This window comes from Brooklawnia cerclae (genome assembly GCF_011758645.1).
GTDB lineage: Bacteria > Actinomycetota > Actinomycetes > Propionibacteriales > Propionibacteriaceae > Brooklawnia > Brooklawnia cerclae.
The window spans coordinates 2,554,965-2,573,632 of sequence record NZ_JAAMOZ010000001.1; the positions used below are offsets into that span (position 1 = coordinate 2,554,965).

Annotated in this window: 16 protein-coding genes; 7 read left to right on the plus strand and 9 right to left on the minus strand. The window is 64.8% G+C overall.

The window, feature by feature from the left end:
* Positions 1–57 precede the first annotated feature (57 nt).
* The 4 genes from FB473_RS11775 to FB473_RS11790 all read right to left on the minus strand — a co-directional run bounded on the left by FB473_RS11775 (position 58) and on the right by FB473_RS11790 (position 6,261).
* Positions 58–2,868 carry a glycoside hydrolase family 3 protein gene (locus FB473_RS11775; RefSeq protein ID WP_167167865.1) on the minus strand — a complete coding sequence of 937 codons (2,811 nt, stop codon included), beginning with the start codon at positions 2,866–2,868 and terminating at the stop codon, positions 58–60.
* Between the two features lie 412 nt (positions 2,869–3,280).
* Positions 3,281–4,648 carry a GHKL domain-containing protein gene (locus FB473_RS18495; RefSeq protein ID WP_167167868.1) on the minus strand — a complete coding sequence of 456 codons (1,368 nt, stop codon included), beginning with the start codon at positions 4,646–4,648 and terminating at the stop codon, positions 3,281–3,283.
* A 40-nt stretch (positions 4,649–4,688) separates the two neighbouring features.
* Entirely contained in the window at positions 4,689–5,411 is a 723-nt protein-coding gene (locus tag FB473_RS11785) for a LytTR family transcriptional regulator DNA-binding domain-containing protein (RefSeq protein ID WP_208390541.1), read from the minus strand.
* A 118-nt stretch (positions 5,412–5,529) separates the two neighbouring features.
* A complete protein-coding gene (locus tag FB473_RS11790) occupies positions 5,530–6,261 on the minus strand; it encodes a GntR family transcriptional regulator (protein WP_167167874.1) in 732 nt (243 codons plus the stop codon).
* Between the two features lie 196 nt (positions 6,262–6,457).
* On the opposite strand from FB473_RS11790, the gene FB473_RS11795 reads away from it, so the two are divergent.
* Positions 6,458–7,537 (plus strand): TRAP transporter substrate-binding protein, encoded by a 1,080-nt coding sequence (locus tag FB473_RS11795; RefSeq protein ID WP_243863554.1) that lies wholly within the window; start codon positions 6,458–6,460, stop codon positions 7,535–7,537.
* A 121-nt stretch (positions 7,538–7,658) separates the two neighbouring features.
* Entirely contained in the window at positions 7,659–8,735 is a 1,077-nt protein-coding gene (locus FB473_RS11800) for a mannonate dehydratase (RefSeq protein WP_341770110.1), read from the plus strand.
* A 14-nt stretch (positions 8,736–8,749) separates the two neighbouring features.
* Here the strand turns inward: FB473_RS11800 and FB473_RS11805 are convergent, their stop codons facing one another.
* Positions 8,750–9,421 (minus strand): hypothetical protein, encoded by a 672-nt coding sequence (locus tag FB473_RS11805; protein WP_208390542.1) that lies wholly within the window; start codon positions 9,419–9,421, stop codon positions 8,750–8,752.
* A gap of 35 nt (positions 9,422–9,456) precedes the next feature.
* A complete protein-coding gene (locus FB473_RS11810) occupies positions 9,457–10,311 on the minus strand; it encodes an alpha/beta hydrolase (protein WP_167167879.1) in 855 nt (284 codons plus the stop codon).
* Between the two features lie 276 nt (positions 10,312–10,587).
* Between FB473_RS11810 and FB473_RS11815 the strand changes: the two genes are divergently transcribed.
* On the plus strand, positions 10,588–10,776 hold the full coding sequence (locus FB473_RS11815) for a tetratricopeptide repeat protein (RefSeq protein ID WP_167167882.1): 189 nt from the start codon (positions 10,588–10,590) through the stop codon (positions 10,774–10,776).
* Here FB473_RS11815 and FB473_RS11820 read toward each other — a convergent pair.
* The gene (locus FB473_RS11820; RefSeq protein ID WP_167167885.1) at positions 10,773–12,449 is read right to left on the minus strand and encodes a nitrite/sulfite reductase; all 1,677 of its coding nucleotides are present in this window, start codon (positions 12,447–12,449) and stop codon (positions 10,773–10,775) included. The two genes, FB473_RS11815 and FB473_RS11820, sit on opposite strands and share 4 nt — an antisense overlap.
* A gap of 547 nt (positions 12,450–12,996) precedes the next feature.
* Here FB473_RS11820 and FB473_RS11825 point away from each other — a divergent pair.
* The 3 genes from FB473_RS11825 to FB473_RS11835 all read left to right on the plus strand — a co-directional run bounded on the left by FB473_RS11825 (position 12,997) and on the right by FB473_RS11835 (position 15,412).
* Complete coding sequence (locus tag FB473_RS11825) at positions 12,997–13,170, plus strand: hypothetical protein (RefSeq protein WP_167163666.1); 174 nt, start codon at positions 12,997–12,999, stop codon at positions 13,168–13,170.
* Positions 13,167–14,318, plus strand: coding sequence for a YeiH family protein (locus tag FB473_RS11830; protein WP_167167888.1), 1,152 nt, complete (start codon positions 13,167–13,169; stop codon positions 14,316–14,318). The genes FB473_RS11825 and FB473_RS11830 overlap by 4 nt, the downstream gene beginning before the upstream one ends.
* Positions 14,319–14,551: 233 nt before the next feature.
* Complete coding sequence (locus FB473_RS11835) at positions 14,552–15,412, plus strand: FCD domain-containing protein (protein WP_167167891.1); 861 nt, start codon at positions 14,552–14,554, stop codon at positions 15,410–15,412.
* Here the strand turns inward: FB473_RS11835 and FB473_RS11840 are convergent.
* Positions 15,365–16,705: a GntP family permease gene (locus FB473_RS11840; RefSeq protein WP_167167894.1), complete on the minus strand. Its 1,341-nt coding sequence runs from the start codon at positions 16,703–16,705 to the stop codon at positions 15,365–15,367. The genes FB473_RS11835 and FB473_RS11840 overlap by 48 nt on opposite strands.
* 370 nt (positions 16,706–17,075) lie before the next feature.
* On the opposite strand from FB473_RS11840, the gene FB473_RS11845 reads away from it, so the two are divergent.
* Positions 17,076–18,245 carry a mandelate racemase/muconate lactonizing enzyme family protein gene (locus FB473_RS11845; protein ID WP_167167897.1) on the plus strand — a complete coding sequence of 390 codons (1,170 nt, stop codon included), beginning with the start codon at positions 17,076–17,078 and terminating at the stop codon, positions 18,243–18,245.
* On the opposite strand, the gene FB473_RS11850 is transcribed toward FB473_RS11845, so the two are convergent.
* Entirely contained in the window at positions 18,230–18,628 is a 399-nt protein-coding gene (locus FB473_RS11850) for a nuclear transport factor 2 family protein (RefSeq protein ID WP_167167900.1), read from the minus strand. The two genes, FB473_RS11845 and FB473_RS11850, sit on opposite strands and share 16 nt — an antisense overlap.
* Positions 18,629–18,668: the final 40 nt, after the last annotated feature.

Sequence of the window (18,668 nt, forward strand, 5' to 3'; positions counted from 1 at the left end):
CGGCCCGACCAGCTGATCGGTATTGCCGGCCGGGCCGCACTCAAGAGCCGCTCTCGGTCAGGGAACGGCGGGTGGCATCGGCTCCTCACGGTCTTGCGTCACCGTCGCAGGAGAATGCGCGAACAACTGCCGATACTTCCGGATCTTGAATCCGACTAGCAGCAGGAGGAGCACCGCGACGGCACCGTTGATGAGGTAGGCCGCCAGTTCCCAGGATTCGACACCCATGTTGTAGGCGGCCCTGTGGAAACCGGACAGCTCCGAGACGTGACCACCGATGTCGGCCAAACGTTCGTTCCGTTCGGCCGCGGTGTACATGGCGTTGCTATTCGCGACTGTGTACATGATGTTCTTGCTCGCCGTGCGCAACTGGAGTACCCCAAGAGCGTCGCTCTCCGCGACTTCGGGCGTCGCGCCATACATGCCCAAGGTGGAGAGCATGAGGTCTCCGCCGTTCGCGATCGCTTGGTTAGCGCTCATGTAGCCGTAGTTGCCGAAGTAATCGGTGACGACCACACCGTTGAAGCCCCACTCATCGCGCAGCACCGTGTTCAGCAGCGCGTCGCTGCCCCCCGCCCACACACCGCCGATGTAGTTGAACGAACTCATCAGCGCGGTGGCACCACCGTCCTTCACGCTGTCCTCGAACGGTTTGAGGTAGATCTCGCGCAGCGCCTGCTCGTTGATCCACGTGGTCAGCCGAGAGTTACGGAAGGTCTCCTGTTCATTAAGGACGAAATGCTTGATGTAAACGTACAGACCTTCGCCCTGGGCGCCAGCCACCTCGGCGGAGGCGATGCTGCCTGACAAGACGGGATCTTCCGAGTAGTACTCGAAGTCCCGCCCCCCGAACGGGCTGCGATGGATGTTCATACCCGGCGCGTACCAACCGTTGACGCCCATCTCGAGCGCCTCGTAACCCACCATCTGACCGCGTTCGCGCGCCAGATCGGCGTTCCACGTCGACGCGATGACCATGGCCGTCGGGTAGGCGCCGGCGCGAACCGAGGCTCCCATGAAGCTGCTCAGGCCCTGCGGGCCATCGATGTCGATCGTGCTGGGCTTCCCGACACTGTCGACCGGCTCGGTCTGGTAGCCGCCGAAGGCGATGAGGTTTGTCATCTCGTCAATGGTCAACTGGTCCAGCAACTGGTCCCAAGCCGGATCATCGTAGTCCAGCCCGACCACGTCCTCGAGTGACAGCCCATTGTCCGCGCCGGTGACTGGCATCTCGGCACCCGGGTCGGTAGGAAGCTCAACTCGGACAGCGGTTTCCTCGGCCGCGGTCATCTCGCGGTCTGAGGCGGGCTCGAGTGCCTCGTCCAGATTAGCGAAGCTGTCGGCACGGGACAGCGACACCACTTCACCCTCGGCATCAGCAAACTGTGTCGTGGCCGCAACCTCGTCGGTGGCGCGCGGGTTGTCCGCGCCGTAGACGATGGCGTCGCTCACAATGTAGTCACGAGAGTCGATGACATCGTGGGAGTCGGCCATCAGCTTGAACTCGTAGCGGCCCGCTTCAAGCACGTATGCTCCCTCGGTCTCGTAGTCAAAGGACGCAAGATCCTCGACAGGGACGCTCAAGGTCATGGTCTGCGACGCGCCCGGCTCCAGCATGTCGGTCTTATCGAACGCAAGCAGGTTCACATACGACTTCTCGATGCCGCCATTGGTGTACGGAGGGGTGTCATAGAGTTGCACCACATCTTTACCAGCGGTGTCGCCAACGTTGGTCACTGTGACCTCGGCCACGACGCTGTCACCCGAAACCGACAAGCCATCGAGGGTCTGTTCGAACTCTGTATAGCTCAAGCCATAACCGAACGGATACTGCACAACGTCTCGGTACCCCACCTCGTTGTCCATGAAGTAGGTCTCGAAGAACCGATACCCGACATATATTCCTTCGGCGTAGTCCACGAACTGGTAGCCGGGGCTGGTCGCGGGGTCACCACTGTAAGCGATCGGCACGTCGCCGGAGTCGGCATCCTCGGAACCGGTAAAGCTGAAACGACCGAAATTCGCCGAACTGGGGCTGTCGAAAAGGTCGTAGAGCCATGTGTCGACGGTGCGCCCCGACGGGTTAATCTGCCCAGTCAGCATGTCACCGACTGCCACGAAACCTGTCTCACCCGGGCCACCGATCCACGCCACAGCATCGACATCAAGTTCATCGACCCACCCAAGTTCAAAGACATTGCCGGTGTTGAGCAAGACAACGACGTTTTCGAACTCCTCAGCAACGCGCTCGAGCATCGCATGCTCGCGGTTGCTCAGTTCGAGATAGTGCTTGGTTGCGTCGATGTCATCCTCGTAGGCGGAGCCAATCGATCCAACGTCGACAACTCGACCATCTGGCAGCTCTTGGCTGGAGATATCGTCCGCGCTGCCCCCTAGGCTGCGCGCCAAGTCGGCGCCCTCGCCACCGGATCGAGACAGCATGACAACTGCGGTGTCGGAGAACTCCGTGGCGCTTTCGAAGATCCCCGCAGCGTCGTACTCCGCGATTGTCGGCTCGGGTACTGTCCAGTCCTGAGCCCTAATGGCGATTGTCGGCCGTCCGGTCCGGAACTCGGTGTAAAAATCGGTGATCTGCGTGTTGTATTCGATCCCGGCCGCTTCCAAGCCAGCCAACAAGTCGACCGCCGCGTCTGCATCGACGGCCCCCGACCCTGTCCCCCCGTAAACGGGGCTCGTGGACGACCATCCGAAGACGTTGACCCGGCGATTGTTTGCAGCAAGCGGCAAGACGTCGTTGTCATTCTTCAGTAGAACGATGCCCTCGCCCTCGATCTCCTCCGTCAGATCGGCGCTCGCCGCAGTCACGGCGTCACTACGGTGCACGGCTGGCTGGAAATAGTTGTCCAAGACTGTACTGAACGTGCCGAAAGCCGCAATGTTGACGCCTAGGACGACAACGAGGATCGCCCCGACAATCGCGCTCCACCTGATGACAAACCGCTTCTTTGTGATTCGTCTGTGCCTACTCACAGTTCCTCCTGATGAGTCGTTTCCCACTGACGTCCATCGCACCCGGGTGAGATCCCGCCGTTACGCGGGGCCGGAGAGCATCCGCGCCACAGCGCTACCGGACAGGACCTCAACGTTCCCGTCGGCGGCGCTTCACAGAGTCAAGCCCAACGCGGGAGCCAAATTCGACGGCTTCACTCAACCTGTCGTTCGCAACACACAAACTGTCGCTCAACGAGGTCCCACGCGGCGCACACATCCGGTGCCGCGCCGAGTGCACCGATACGACTACCTGCGAACGCGCTCGGATCTACGTCCGGTCAGCACCGCCGGCCGATGCGGTGCTCGCCGCCTGACTATGGCCCTCTAGCATCGGCACCAGGATCCGTAGCCGGAACCACCCGTCCTCCACTCCGAACGTCATCGAGCCGCCGTACTTCTCCGCCGTGTGGCGGATGCTCTTGAGCCCGTACCCATGGCGCTGACGGTCGGGTTTCGTGGTCGTCAGTTCGCCGTGCTCCACGTGCAGCGTCCCGGGGAAGTAGTTCTCCACGACGATCATGACGAGGTCGCTCTGCACGAACAGCGCCAGCCGGATCAAGCGCTTGTCGGGATCCTCCACCGCGTCGGTCGCCTCGATCGCGTTGTCGAGGGCGTTACCGAAAAGTGCTGTGATGTCCATGACGGACATGAATCCCAGCGCCGCACCGTCAGCGACGGCGGTCAGCTCGATCCCCCGTTCGGCGCACAGCGAATCCTTCGAAGTCAGAATGACATCGAGTACGCCGTTACCCGTGTGGTAGTGCGACTCGTGGTCCCTGATGCTGGTCTCGAGCTCGTCCAGGTAGGCGCGTTTGCGCAGGGGGTCGCCCTCCGCGCGGATCACCGCGATCTGGTGCTTGAGGTCGTGATAGGTGCGGTTCACCGCGTCGATGCTGCGTTTGGACTGCAGGTACTGCTCGTGCTGGCTGCGCAACACCTGATCGATCGCGGACAACTCGGCCAGCGCACGCGTCTCCATGCGGACGCTCTGCTGCGAGTACAGGGCCACGAAGCCCGCGAGATCGACCAGTGTGCGGATGTAGAAGATCTCCGGCCCGAGGCGACCGCTGAACGGGGTCGTCGTCGAGACGAACGACAGGTTGCTCATGACGAACGTGGCCACCGCGATCGCCAGCGACAGCAGCAGTTCTCGCGCACGAACGTTCAGCGGTGCGTTCTGCGGGAAGTCACGCCGCTCGACGAGGTGGACGCCACCGAAGGACACGCCGTACGCCAGCACGACGAACGACACCTGCAGCGGCGTCGTCGGCGCGGGGGCCGCAGCGAAGAAGAAGCAGTGAAGCTGCCAGTGCAGGGACGCCACGAACTCGGCGAGCACCAGGGTTCGCGCGGTGACGTATCCGGCGTCGGACGCGGACGCTCCCGTGGACAGCCACACGAAGGCGAACATGAGCACCACCGACGCCGCCATGCCCAGGGGCCACAGGACGAGCGGCATCTCGCCCGCAAGCAACTGCATTCCGACGAGGGCGGGCAACGCGAGCGCACCTGCGACGACCATCCGGCGGCGCGATCCGCGCCGTGGCACCAGCACGAACAGGTACACCAGGCAGGCACACCATTGCGCCAACCCGGTCAGCACACGCGGGATGTCCGGAAGACTGTCGGGGATCACGTCGTTTCTCCCACCGGGCGACTGATGGAGCCGAGCGCGGTCACGACCGGCTCACACCGATGTAGTCGGTCAGCGCATCGAGAAACGCCTTCTTCCGCGATCTGCTCACGACGAGGTCATGCCCGCCCGTCAGCACACACGCGTTCTGGCGAATCGACGTGACGTGACGAAGGTTGACCAGGTAGCAGTTGTTGCTGCGGAAGAATCCTCGCCCGGCCAGTTCCTCGTCCAGGTCTTTCAGCGCGCCGAAGAACGAGTAGGTGCGGTCGGTGCCGTGCACGATGATTCGGTGCCTAGTGCTCTCGATGTACACGATCTGCGCAGTGTCGAGCCGGACGAGCTCACCGTTGGTCGAGATGGTCAGGTAGTCGGGCTGCCGACTGCGCACGCGTGCGATCGACCGCCTCATCTGCTGCGAGAACGCGAAGTACGGCACCGGTTTGAGCAGGTAGCTCAACGCCTCGACCTCGTAACCGCGGATGGCGTACTGTGCCATGTTCGTGATGAACACGATGACGACGTCGCTGTCGACGAGCCGGATACGTTCGGCGGCCTCGAAGCCGTCCAACTCCGGCATCAGCACATCGAGCAGGAGGATGTCGTAGTCAGGGCGATATTTTGAGACGAGCTGGGCACCGTCGGTGAACGTCGAGACCGTGAACGACTCGCCATGCTCGTTCTCGTACCGATGCAGGTAGTCGACCAGCAGATGAGCGCTGGCCGCATCGTCCTCGACAATGCCGACTCTGATCACACCAACCACGCACCCCGTTGATCTCCACGTACGGACGCGCTGCATCGTACATGCCGTCCGCTCGCCAGCCCAGTGCCGACGGTCCTGGTGCGGGCGTCTCCCTGTGGTCCCGCGACCGGGGGGGTTGTTACTCCGGCACCGGGGAAGGGGTCGGCTCGAGCGTCGTGACGAGCCGGCGAACAGGGCGCATCTCCCCCGACGAGAACAGGTCCGGCGTCTGCTGGCGGATGAGTTCCAGGTCGGTGAGAATCTCGCGCAGATGCTCGCGCAGCACCCTGACAGCGGAGTCGAGATCGCCGGTCTTCACCCCGTCGACGACTCGCTGATGCTGATCGATGAGGGCCGGCAGGGAGTGGATGACCAATCCGACACGCCGCGCGCGATCGAGGTGCGACTTCGCCGACTGGACGACCGGCCAGGCCGATTCCCTCCCCGAGAGCCGGAGAAGACACAGATGGAACTCCTCGTCCAGGACGAAGAACTCCGAGGTGTCCGCGTGTTTCTCGGCCTCGCGCTGAGCCCGCAGGTTCGCGTGCAACGCGTCCAGGTGGGACGAAGCGACTCCGCAGTCGACCTCGGCCAGGGCGGTGCACTCGATGGATTCCCGGATGAACTGCGCCTGGAGCACGCGCTCGATATCGACGTGGGAGACGAATGTGCCCATCTGCGGGAACACCTGCACGAATCCCTCCTCGCGCAACAGCAACAGGCTCTCGCGCACCGGCGTGCGGGAGACCCCGAGCTCTCGCGCCAGGTCGTTCTCCGAGATGGGTGACTTGGGAGGCAACTCCAGCGACACGATGCGACGGCGCACTTCCTCATAGACCCGTTGCCGGACCGAGCCCCTGACTTCTCCCATGTCACGAGTGTAGCGAACGAGCGTTTGACAGAGCTGATATACAAGTCCTAGCATTTTTCCAGACCCACCAACCAGAGGCATGAGCCGGACCGAGTGGTCCTGCTTCTCGCGAGTGCGCCCATCTACCACATCGACGTCGTTGTGAAGCGGCGGCGCATCGCGAGCATCGCCTTCCAAACGTTGAGAAGGAGCATTCATGAAAACGCAGTGCGAGATGCGCCCCCTTCAGGAAAGACCATCCCGGACCGGAGTACCCAAACTTGTTACGGCCGCAACCATCGGCCTGCTCTCACTAGGTCTCGCCGCTTGTGGCAGCGGTGGCGGCGAAGGAGGAGGGCATAAGACCGTCTTCAAATTGGCCGTCAGCCAGACAGAAGAGCATCCGCAATATCAGGCCGGTATCGAGTTGGGCAAGAGACTTGAGGAAGTGACGGACGGTCGCTACAGCGTCCAGGTGTTCGGGAACGAGACTCTCGGCACCAGCACCGAGGTGATTCAGAATGTCTCCGACGGCACCGTTGCGTTCATGTGGTGCGGTGGCGCGAACGTGGAGAGTCTGAACGAAGATTTCGTCGTCTACAACTTGCCGTTCGTCTTCGATTCCATGGAGGCGCAACTCGCGGTCCTCAACGACGAGGAACTCAACCACGAGCTCTTCACTTCCCTCGAAGAAAGCAAGTCGATAACCGTTCTGTCCGGCGTCCACGCAGGCCAGCGCAGCATGTACAACAGCAAGCGGCCGATCCGAACGCCCGCAGACCTGCAGGGGCTCAAGATCCGCGTTCAGCAGTCGGACTCGCAGGTTCGCATGCTCGAAATGCTTGGCGGCGTCCCCTCGCCGATGAGCTTTGGCGAAGTCTATTCTGCCTTGCAGACCGGCGTTCTCGATGGCGCTGAGAACAACGAGCCCTCGTTCGACTCCATGAAGCACGACGAGGTCGCCAAGTATTACTCGTACACTCGCCACCTGATGATTCCCGATTTCCTGCTCATGAGCACAACTGTTCTCGACGACATGAACGAGGCGGATCGTCAGGCGCTGCTGGATCTCATTCCGGAGATCAGCGCCAAAGCGAGCGCCGACTTCGTCCCCTACGTGGAGGAATCCATCGAGAATGCCGAGGAACTGGGCGTACAGTTCAACGACGATGTCGACACCGAAGCGTTCAAGGAATTGGTCGCTCCCATGGTCGACGAGTACATGAGCGCCAACGCCCTCCGCACCGACATGTACACGGCCATCAAGCAGGCCAACGAAGAAAATCCGGCTGCGTAGGGCTTACGTTTCGTACGCGTCCTGCTCGGCTGATACACACGACCACCTCTGTGGGGCCCGTCCGTCGGAACGGGCCCCACAGACCGATCACTCATCACGAACACCATGAAGGAGACCCACTGTGAAGTTCGGAATGCGCTGGTTCGGCGCACAGGACGACCCCATCCCCCTGCAGTACATCCGGCAGGTGCCGAACGTGACGCATGTGGTCGGGGCCTTGTTCGATGTGCCGGTCGGCGAGGTGTGGCCGTTGGAGGAGATCGAGGCGCTTCGCGATCAGATCGAATCCGCGGGGCTCGCCTTCGAGGTGGTCGAAAGCGTCAACATCCACGACGACATCAAGATCGGCGGGCCGGAGCGCGACCGTGCGATCGAGAACTACATCGCCACGATCAAGAACCTTGCGACTGTCGGGGTCAAGGTGATCTGCTACAACTTCATGCCGGTCTTCGACTGGGTGCGCACCGACCTGCACAAGGAACTGTCCGACGGATCGCACACCATGGCCTACGAGGATGCCCTGGTCCAGGGCACGGCGCAGGAGACCATGGACCGTATGAACGCCAACAACACCGGTGGGCACAAGCTGCCGGGTTGGGAGCCGGAGCGCCTCGCCCACCTGCAGCAACTCCTCGAGGCCTATGCCCCGCTCGGCTCCGACGGTCTGGCCGAGAATTTCCGGTACTTCATCCAAGCGATCATGCCCGCCTGCGAGCGCTACGACGTGAAGATGGCGATGCACCCGGACGATCCGCCCAAGTCACTGTTCGGGCTCCCCCGCATCGCGAAGGACGCCGACGACCTGCGCCGCATCGAGTCGTTCCACGACTCCCCGTACAACGGATTCACTTTGTGTACGGGCTCGCTGGGTGAGAATCCGGCCAACGACGTCCCGGCCCTGATCCGCGAGTTCGCCGGACGCGACAAGATCCCCTTCGCACAGATTCGCAACATCAAGTTCACCTCGGAGGTCGACTTCCACGAGTCGGCGCACCTGTCGTCCGAGGGGTCGCTCGACATGTACGAGATCATGCGGGCGTTCCACGACGCGGGGTTCGACGGCTATGCCCGCTCCGATCACGGACGCGACATCTGGGGCGAACAGGGGCGCCCTGGCTACGGGTTGTACGATCGGGCGCTCGGCACCACCTACCTCAGCGGGCTCTGGGAGGCCATCACCAAGTCGTCGCAGGTGTAGAACCGTCAGCCCCCTTACAACGCCCGCTCGGCGATCGGCGTCCACTCGTAGGCGGTCTCACGCCGGTGCAACTCACAGAAGGTGAGCACCGGCCGTCCGGCGTCCACCGATGCCAGTGGGCTGACGAGGGGACTCAGCCGGTCGTCCAGGTTGTCGGTCGGGTAGGGGCCCGTCGTATAGCAGAGGCTGACGTGCAGCCAGACGTGCGGATTCGGGTTGTCGAGGACCAGCGCCGCTCGGGCGGCGTTCAGCCAGGCCTGCCAGGTGTCACTGACTCCGATGATCGCGGCGCCCTCGTCGAAGATGATCGCCTCGGTGAGTAGAAACGGCTCGGGTGGCGCCGGCGGCAGCCGATCGAAGCCCTCGGGGCCGAACATACCGTCGGCTGCACCGGGGCGCACGAGCGTCGAGTGCAGCCAAGGTGTCGCGACGGGAACGACGTGCCTCTCCCCCTTGATGGTGGCCTGAAAAGCGGACGCCAGGTCGTGCAACTCGGGGCTGTGGCCGTACGTGAGATACCAGGTGTACTCGGGTCTGGGACGCGTTCTCCCCCGTCGTTTCTCCCAGTGATCGCTGAGGTGTTCGGCGGGGGTGAGCCTGCGCACGTCCATGGGCGCCATTGTGCCAGTGCCCGCCGCCATCGCCGATCGGCGGCCGTTCTCCTTCGAGTTGTCCCGCATGTTCACGGGACAACTCGAAGGAGGTGGACGAGTGACGGCCCTCAGGCCAGCGACGCGTCGAAGAACGCGATGATGTCGGCGGTGACCTCGTCCCGATTCGTCTCGTTCAACAGCTCGTGGCGGGCCCCGGGATACAGCTTGACCGTCACCGCCTGGACGCCGGCGTTCCGGTATCGCTCGCCGACGATCTGCGGCCCTGCGGCCTCGGGCCCCGCGACCGGATCGTGGTCGCCGCTCACGATGAGGATCGGTAGATCCTCGCGGATGCCGGCCAGAGCAGCCGGGTCGGCGGCTCGTTTGATGGACGCGAAATCGCCGGGTGCTGGCGCCACCCACCCACAAGCCGGATCGGCGACGTACTTGTCGACCTCTGCATCGTCGCGGCTCAGCCACTCGAACCCCGTCCGATTCTCGAAGGGGGCGTTGAACGCCGACAGATCGGCGGGGCCGTCCCCACCCAGCGCATCGGCCAGACCGCTGACCTCACCTGTGCCACTCAGCACCACGGCGTCCACATCGGACGAGTGGTCGAGCAGGTAGTTCTGGGTGGCGAACGAGCCCATGCTGTGGCCGAACAACCCCACGGGCAGGCCGGGGTTGTCATGCCGAATCCGCGCATTGAGCTGGACGAGGTCGTCGACCCATCCGGGCCATCCGTCCGGCCCCCAATTCCCGTAGTCCCCGTGTGCCGTGCGCCCGGATCCGCGTCCGTCGGGGGCGTAGACGAGGTAACCGGCACCTGTGAGCGCTTCGCCGAAGCGCCGGTAGCGAGCGGCGTGCTCCGCCAACCCGTGCTGCACCTGGATGACCGCCTTCGGTGCACCTTCGGGCGCCCAGCGATAGACCTGCAATTCGAGGCCGTCCCTCGTGGGGACGACGACCGTTGTCTCCTCCATGGTTCGACTCTGCCACCCGGGTCCTCATCCCGCAGCGCTTCGCGCCCCTGTGCGGCTGCACGACGATGTCTGTCTGTCGTCCAGCCTGCCGGGGAGCCGCGGTGCGGCCCCGCCCCGGACCTGGTACGACCCCCACGCGCCACATGCCCGCGCACCTCGGACAGGCCCTATCCTGCTCACACGGACGCACACGCCGACGGCACAGCGTGGCAGGCTCGCATCGAATCGTTCTGGCAGGACGCCGACCCGGACGATCCGGAAGCGGTCCTGGCTACGATGACCGCGCTGGCAGCGGAACGAGACGACGGGGATGCGGCAGCCCTGTACGAACTGGCCTCGGCCAACGATTTCGTCGGCCGAGAAGCGGAGGCGATTCCCCTGTACCGACGCGCGCTCACGGTGTTGGCCGGTCACCTTCCCCAGTACGCACGAGCTGTGCGCACCTACGCGGCCGCCCTCCGCTAACGTAGCGAGCCCTCGTCGGCACGATGCGCCCAGTCGGCGAAGGACTCGTCGCCACCGCGCTCGGCCAAGAACCGACGAGTAACCCGTTCGACGTAGTCAGGAAGCTCATCCGCAGTGACCTTCAGCCCCCGGACAGTGCGGCCGAGCCCCGCATCGTCCCTGGCCGCCGATGCCAGGCCGCCGCCGAGGAACACCTGGAACGCGAACTCGTCGGCACCACCGGGATTCTTCTGCAGCTGCCCCTTGAGCCCGATGTCGGCGATCTGGATGCGCGCGCAGGAGTTCGGGCACCCGTTCACGTGCACGGTGATCGGCCGGTCGAGCGTGACGCCGGCCAGCCTGCGTTCGAGCTCGCCGATGAGGTTTGCGGCGGTCGACTTGGTCTCGACGAACGCGAACTTGCAGTATTCGATGCCGGTGCACGCCAGCGTCGCACGGCGGTACGGGCTCGGGCTCGCCGTCAGGCCGAGCCTTCCGGCCTGCTCGATCAGCGTGTCGACTCCCTCCGCGGGTACGTCCAGCACGAGTACCTTCTGATGCGGGGTGAACCGGATACGCCTGGCACCGGACATCTCGGCCGCGTCCGCCAACCCGCGCAGGATGCCTCCGGAGACCCGTCCCACCGTCGGTGCCAGGCCCACGTAGTGGCGTCCGTCCTTCTGGCTGTGGACGCCGATGTGGTCCGCGGGCAGTGTCGACGATGCCGGAGCGGGGCCATCGGCCAGCGCGTAGCCGAGGTACTCGGTCTCCAGCACCTCGCGGAACCTCTGCGCGCCCCAGGCCGCGAGCAGGAACTTGAGACGGGCTTTCGTCCGCAACCGCCTGTAGCCGTAGTCCTGGAACAGCCGGATCGTGCCGAGCCACACGTCCGCGGCCTGGTCCGGACGCACGAATGCCCCGAGGCGTTCGGCGAGCCGCGGGGCCACCGACAGGCCGCCGCCGACCCAGAGGTCGTAGCCGGGGCCAAGTTCCGGGTGCACGACCCCGACGAGCGAGATGTCGTTGATCTCGTGCAGCACGTCGAGGCTCGGATGCCCCGTGATCGCCGACTTGAACTTGCGCGGCAGGTTCGCGAGGTCCTCGTCCCCGATGAATCTCGCGACGATCTCCTGGATGACCGGGGTGGGGTCGATGATCTCCTCGGCGCTGATCCCTGCCACCGGAGACCCGAGGATGACGCGCGGAGTGTCGCCACACGCCTCGGTCGTCCGCATGCCCGCCGCCTCCAGGCGACGCCAGATCTCAGGCACGTTCTCGATCTCGACCCAGTGGAACTGGAGGTTCTGCCGATCGGTGATGTCGGCGGTGCCGCGGGCGAAATCGTCCGAGATGTCCGCCAGCACCCGTAGCTGTCGGACGGTGATCGCGCCGCCGTCGAGCCGGACGCGCATCATGAAGTACCGGTCCGACAGTTCCTCGGGGGTCGCCGTGGCCGTGCGTCCCCCATCGATGCCCTGCCTGCGCTGGGTGTAGATCCCCCACCAGCGCATGCGCCCGTGCAGGTCGTCCGGCGGAATCGAGTCGAAGCCGAGGCGTGCGTAGGTCTTCTCGATCCGTTCGCGCACATGCAGCGGGTTGTCGGCGGCCTTGAACACCTCGTTCGGATTGAGGGGCGCACGGCCGTCGACCGCCCACTGCCCCTCAGCGCGTTCCGGCCGGTGAATGGTTGTCATGATTCCTCGCAATGATTCCGGATGCGCCCACGCGCGGGAAAAGCCGCACGGGCCCGATGAACGAAAACTCAAAAGTTGGATGCGGTCGCCGATCAGGACGCGCGACACGCGCGCGGACACGCGGCACGGCTGCAGAACAAAATGTCACACCCCTGCGCAGCCATGGGCAGGACGATAACAGATTCCGCAGCTCGCGCCATCGATACTTCTTCCCCGATTCTCATTTCCCAGAATTGGGAATCACCATGGCCGGCAACTCGGACTCCTGCTTATACTCTGGGCCATGAGTTCCGCCGACGTCCCAACCCGCGACCTCACCTGTCGAGTGGCGCCCGGGACGCGCTGTTGTTGTCGCAGCGCCATGCTGCGCGTCTGACTACGCGAGCAGCCCAGCGCATCCGCTCCCGGCCTCCCCCTGAGCCTCGCCCGTTCGTCTGAGCGCAGCCATCGCGGGGTCGTCGCCCGCCAATGCCGACTCGTGCCATTGGCGTTCCACCATCGTATTTCTCGCCGCTCTTGCGCGAGTCTCACCCCTAGAGGTATTCCTATGTCAATTTCCGATTCCGTGCCCGCTGACACGGGCAATTCATCGCCATCGACGGATCAGCCGGACGCGGCTGGAAAATTCTCGATCAATGAGGACTGGCTGGCCGTGATCGTGGGCCTCGTCCTGCTCGCTCTCGCCCTGACCGGCGTCATTCCGGAAGGACTCGTCCCATGAGCGGAACAGATATCGCCGCAACCTCGGCGGTCGACGAGCAGCCGGACGACACCAGTCCGGTTCCCAGCTTCAAGGAGAACTGGCCCTGGGTCGTCGGGGGCTTGGCAGTCGTGCTCGTCCTGGGCATCCTCACCTTCGTCCTGACCGACGGCGTGCCCCGGTGGACCGAGGGGACCGGCTTCGGGACGATCGCCGACTCGATCGAGTTCCCCGTGTACGCGATCATCCTCGGGCTGCTCGGCAACGCGATCCTCAGCGCCACGAAACTACGGGAGAAGCTCTCCCCCGGCTTCCGTACCGAGTTCCTCATCAAGACCGGCCTGGTGCTGCTGGGCGCGTCCATCAACTTCGCCATCATCGTCCGTGCCGCCGGCCCCGCGATCCTTCAGGCGATCCTCCTGATCAGCATCGTGTTCTTCTCGACCTGGTGGGTGTCGGGCAAACTCGGTCTGGACGACAGGCTCCGCGCGCTCCTGTCGACAGCGGTCTCCATCTGCGGGGTGAGCGCGGCCATCGCGGCCGCCGGAGCCGTCAAGGCGAAGCGGGAGCATCTCGCCTACACAGCGAGCCTGGTGATCCTGTTCGCGCTGCCGGCGATCTTCGTCCTCCCCTGGCTCGCGGGAGTGCTCGGCCTGAGCCCCGCCGTCACCGGCGCGTGGATCGGCGGCAACATCGACACGACCGCCGCCGTGACCGCCGCGGGCACTCTGGCCGGCGAGCAGCCACTCCAGATCGCCGCGATCGTCAAGTCGACGCAGAATGCCCTTCTGGGAGTTGCCGCGATCCTGCTGACGGTCTATTTCGCCTACAAGGTGGAACGCACCGAGGGAGCGCCTCGTCCGACTGCCAGGGCCTTCTGGGACCGCTTCCCGAAGTTCGTCCTGGGCTTCCTGGTCGCCTCGATCGTCGCGACCATCTACTCCAGCGCTGTTCCCTCCGACGTGTCCAAGGCCGCGATCGGTGTCGCCAACAACCTGCGGACGTGGTTCCTCACCTTCGCGTTCGTCAGCATCGGCCTGGAGTTCAACATCAAGGCGATACGGGAGGCCGGATGGCGTCCGATCGTCGTGTTCGTCATCGCGACAGTGGTGAACCTCGTCGTCGGTCTCGGGCTCGCCCTGTTGCTGTGGCACAACTTCACGGTGTGACCGACGGCATCCGACCGACGGTGTGACTGGCTCGGTGTGCGGTCACGACCGCAGGTCGGGGCCCCGGGAGTCTCCTGGGGCCCCGACCCGTGCAGACCCGATCCTGTCGACGCGGACGACTGCGCAACGACGACTCTTGCCTTTGCGCAGTCGCCGTTCACAACGCCTGTCACCATCGAGCCGCACGCCGCGACCCGGCAGACGATACGATGAGCCATCGTCGTAATCATCGGGTGCCGCATCGCATTCTCGACGGCACCCCCATTCCCGGCACCGGAGGCAGAGGTTTGACCAGCGATCGGCACGTTCCCCGGCGGAAGCTGTCGGACTCCGTTGCGGACAAGCTGTCCGAGCTGATCACCTCGGGTGAGTTCCCGGTGGGCACCAGACTTCCCGCCGAAAAAGACCTGGCGCAGCAGTTCGGGGTGGGACGCAGTTCCATGCGTGAGGCCATCCGCGTCCTGGAGGCGGCCGGATACGTCCAGACCACACACGGAGTGGGCGTCTTCGTCATCAACAATCGCCCCACGACCATCAGTCTTGAGCTGACGCTCGGCGGTGGCTACACCATGAGCGACCTTTTCGAGGTGCGGATCGCGCTCGAGGGCAAGTCCGCCGAACTGGCCGCGAGCAGGCTCACCGATCATCACCGGGAGAAGATGGTCTCGTTCCTCGCGGCGGCGTCCGACCCCGGTATCAGCGAGGCCGAGTTCGTCCGCCTCGACGGCTCGTTCCACCGGCAGATCGCCGAGGCCAGTGGGAATCCCCTGCTCCTCTACATGTGGGAGTCGATCGCCCCGCAGTTCGAGGAGTACTCGTTGCGCGTCATCGGGCTCCCGGGACGCCTCGAGCATGCCCACGCCGACCACCTGGGAATGCTCGAGGCGATCAGCGCACGAGACACGGCTCGCGCTGCCCGCCTGGCACGGGAGCACGTGCAGACGGTGCAACGCGAGCTCAGTGGCGTGACGGCCGATCCGTCGAGCGCGCTACGCACCTACCACGATCGCGCGGTCGCCTCGGCCGCGGCGACCGGCGCCGGGGACTCAGACGAAGATGTCCACGATGAGAACCACGGCGAGGACGACCACTGAGAGCATGGACTGCGACAACGTGTAGGTCTTGAGCGTCCCGCGCGTCGTCAGACCGAACAGCGAGCGCACCATCCAGAAGGCGTTGTCGCTGAACTGCCCGCCGAAGCAGCCACCGGCACCCGCCGCGAGGACGACCAGCGCGGGCGGCAGGCCGAGGGTGCCGACCAACGGGCTGATGATGCTGATCGCGGTGATCCCCGACACGGTCTGCCCACCGATCGCCATGCGCAGCACGGCCGCGATGAACCACACTGCCACCAGCGGAAGCGCCGCGTTCGCCTCGAACAGGCCGGCAAGAACATCCTTCATCCCGGTGCTGGCGATGATCTGCCCCAGGGAGCCGGCCACCGCGGTCACCACCAGGATCGTCCCGGCGGTCTCGAGGGCCTTTCCGACGACCTCTTCCTGCCCACGCAGCCCGCTGCGGCGCACCGTGATGACCAGAGCGGTGAGCACCCCCATGAGGAGCGCGATGACCGGGCTGCCCAGGAACTCGACGAAGGCGAGGTCCGCACCGGCGAGCGGTGCGACGATCGCGGCGATGATCAGGACGAGAACCACGAGGACAGGTGCCAGGGCAGCTCCCATCGACGGCAGCTGGACGTCTTCCGCCGGAGTCTCGACCGAGGCCTCGGAGTCGTCGGCGGGGATGTCCTCGTCCAGGGGCGCCTTCCACCAGCGCAGCTTCTCCATGGCGAAGATGTAGAGGAACGTCGTCAGGGCGACGGTCGGGATCGCGACTGCGAAGCCGGGGATCAGCATGTCGCCAGCGGACATCCCGATCGTCCCCAGGTAGGCGAGCATGGCCGCGCCGGGGATGACCAGGGCGTTACCCGCTGCCAGGCCCATCGACACCGGCCCGGCCAGGGACGCGACCGGGCGTCCGGTGCTCTTTGCCACACGGCGGGCGATGGGTGCCACGAGTACCAGCAGGACGTCGAAGTAGATCGCGGGGGTGATGGTCGACAGGGTCAGGCTGAAGGCGAACGGCGAACCCTTCTTCCCGAACAGCTTGAGGATGCCCTCGACGATGCGCTGCACCGCCCCGTAGCTCGACATGAGCAGGCCCATGATGATGCCCAGGCTGATCAGCAACCCGACCTCGGCCATCAGGTCGCCGAAGCCTTGGTTCACCCCGTCGACGACGTCGCTCATCGGGACGCCCGTGGTCAGGCCGAGCACGATCGTCCCGATGAGGAGCGCCAGTGCCGGATTGAGTTTCAGGCGCACGATCAGCAGTGCGATACCGATGAAGACGAGTACGAAATCGATGATGAGCCAGGTTGCCGACATCACCGTCACCTGCTTTCGTGGTTGGCCCCGTCTGCGGGGCGTTTCGTGCGGCACACGACAGCCGCGAGCGGCGAGGTCCTCGGAACCGGGTTCTCAAGCGTTCACCACTCTTCAGATGACCTGAACATAACCGCCGACTCTGGTTCAGTCAAACGTGGAGCGTCCACGATGTGGTCACGCGGCATACCCGGGCCGCGTTTCGACAATCTGTGCCTACCAGCGGCATGTGATCCTGACGAGTCGTATGCTGGGGACGCCGTGGGAGTCGGTTCGTGCCGCTCTTCCACATTAGAATCAACTTGTCTGATCTCCTGCTATCGTGACCGTCAGCGTTTGACGCGTCAGAGCAGCCGAGACGAGCGGAGGAAACATGAAGATCGACCGGATCGAGACCTATATTCTCAAGGTTCCGCTCGGCAGCGAACGGTTCTTCTCGTCGCAGGCCGAGTTCCCGGAACGCAACAGCTTCCTCGTGAAGCTGACCAGCACCGACGGACTCGTCGGCTGGGGGGAGGGTGGCCAGTACGGCCCGGCTGAGCCGGTGAAGACCTGCGTGGACGAGGTCCTGGGCCCGAAGCTGCTGGCGATGCCGGACGCGGCGCCCGGCCTGGTATGGGAGACGCTCTACGCCCACACACGTGACTTCGGCCAGAAGGGCACCTACATCGAAGCCATGAGCGCGCTCGACATCGCCCTGTGGGACCTCACCGGAAAGTCACTCGGCGTGCCGGTGTCCACCCTGATGGGCGGGCGGTTCCGCGACAGCGTCCGCGCCTACGGCACCGGCGGCTACTACACCAGCACCACGTTCGACCCGGTCGCGGACGTCGCGGCGCTCCAGACCGAGATGGAGCGGTACGCGTCCACCGGGTTCACGATGCTCAAGGTGAAGATCGGCCTCCTGCCGGTGCGCCAGGACGCGGCCCGTATCACGGCGGTGCGCAAGGCCCTGGGCGACGATTTCAGCCTGCTCGCCGACGCCAACCACGCATACAACGCGAGCACGGCGGTGTTGATGGGCCGGACGCTGGAACGCGAAGGGTTCGAACTGTTCGAGGAGCCTGTTCCCCCGGAGGATCGCGAGGGCTACGCGCGGGTGCGGGCCGCACTGGATGTGCCCATCGCGGGCGGGGAGGCCGAGTACACACGGTTCGGTTTCCGCGACTTCATCGGCGGCGGCTGCGTCGACATCGTCCAGCCCGACATCTGTGTGTGCGGCGGTATATCCGAGGTCATGAAGATCTCGGCGCTCGCGTCGGCGCGCAACCTACGGGTCGTCCCGCATGTGTGGGGCTCCGGGATCGCGCTCAGCGCCGGCCTCCAGGTGTGCAGCGCGCTCCCGCTGGCACCGTTCGCCTATGAGCCCGTCCCGCTCCAGAACGAACCCGTGATCGAATTCGACAGGACGCGCAATCCGCTCCGCGACGAACTGCTCACGACGCCCTTCACGCTGCAGGACGGTCGCGTCCTCGTCCCGGGCGGCCCCGGCCTGGGCGTCGAGGTGAACCCCGACACGCTGGAGCGCTACCGGGTCGGCTGAGAGAAGGGGTCCACGCCGAGGAGGAACTCCCACTCCCGGGCGATGAGCCCGTCCCGGAACTCGAACACGTCCAGCGAACGGTTGCCCTCGTCGTCCTCGAGCACGGTGCTGACGATCCGCCCGGATGCATCGGGCGACACCTGCCGGACGACAAAGGTGCCGTCGCTGCCGAGATAGGCGCGCTTCATGGCCGCGAGGTAGTCCTCGATGCCGCGAACGACGGTCACGATGCCCGGCGAGATGACCGACCACTCGACGTCGGGTGCCAGGAAGCCTGCGTATGCGTCCCAGTCCCGTGCGTTCTCGGCGGCGAAGAACTCCTGCAGGGCTTCGACCGCGCGGCACGGTCCCGGCACGTGGGCAGGCGACGGCTCGTCCGTCATGGTTCCCTCCTGGTAGTGGTCGACGATCTCAACGATCTCA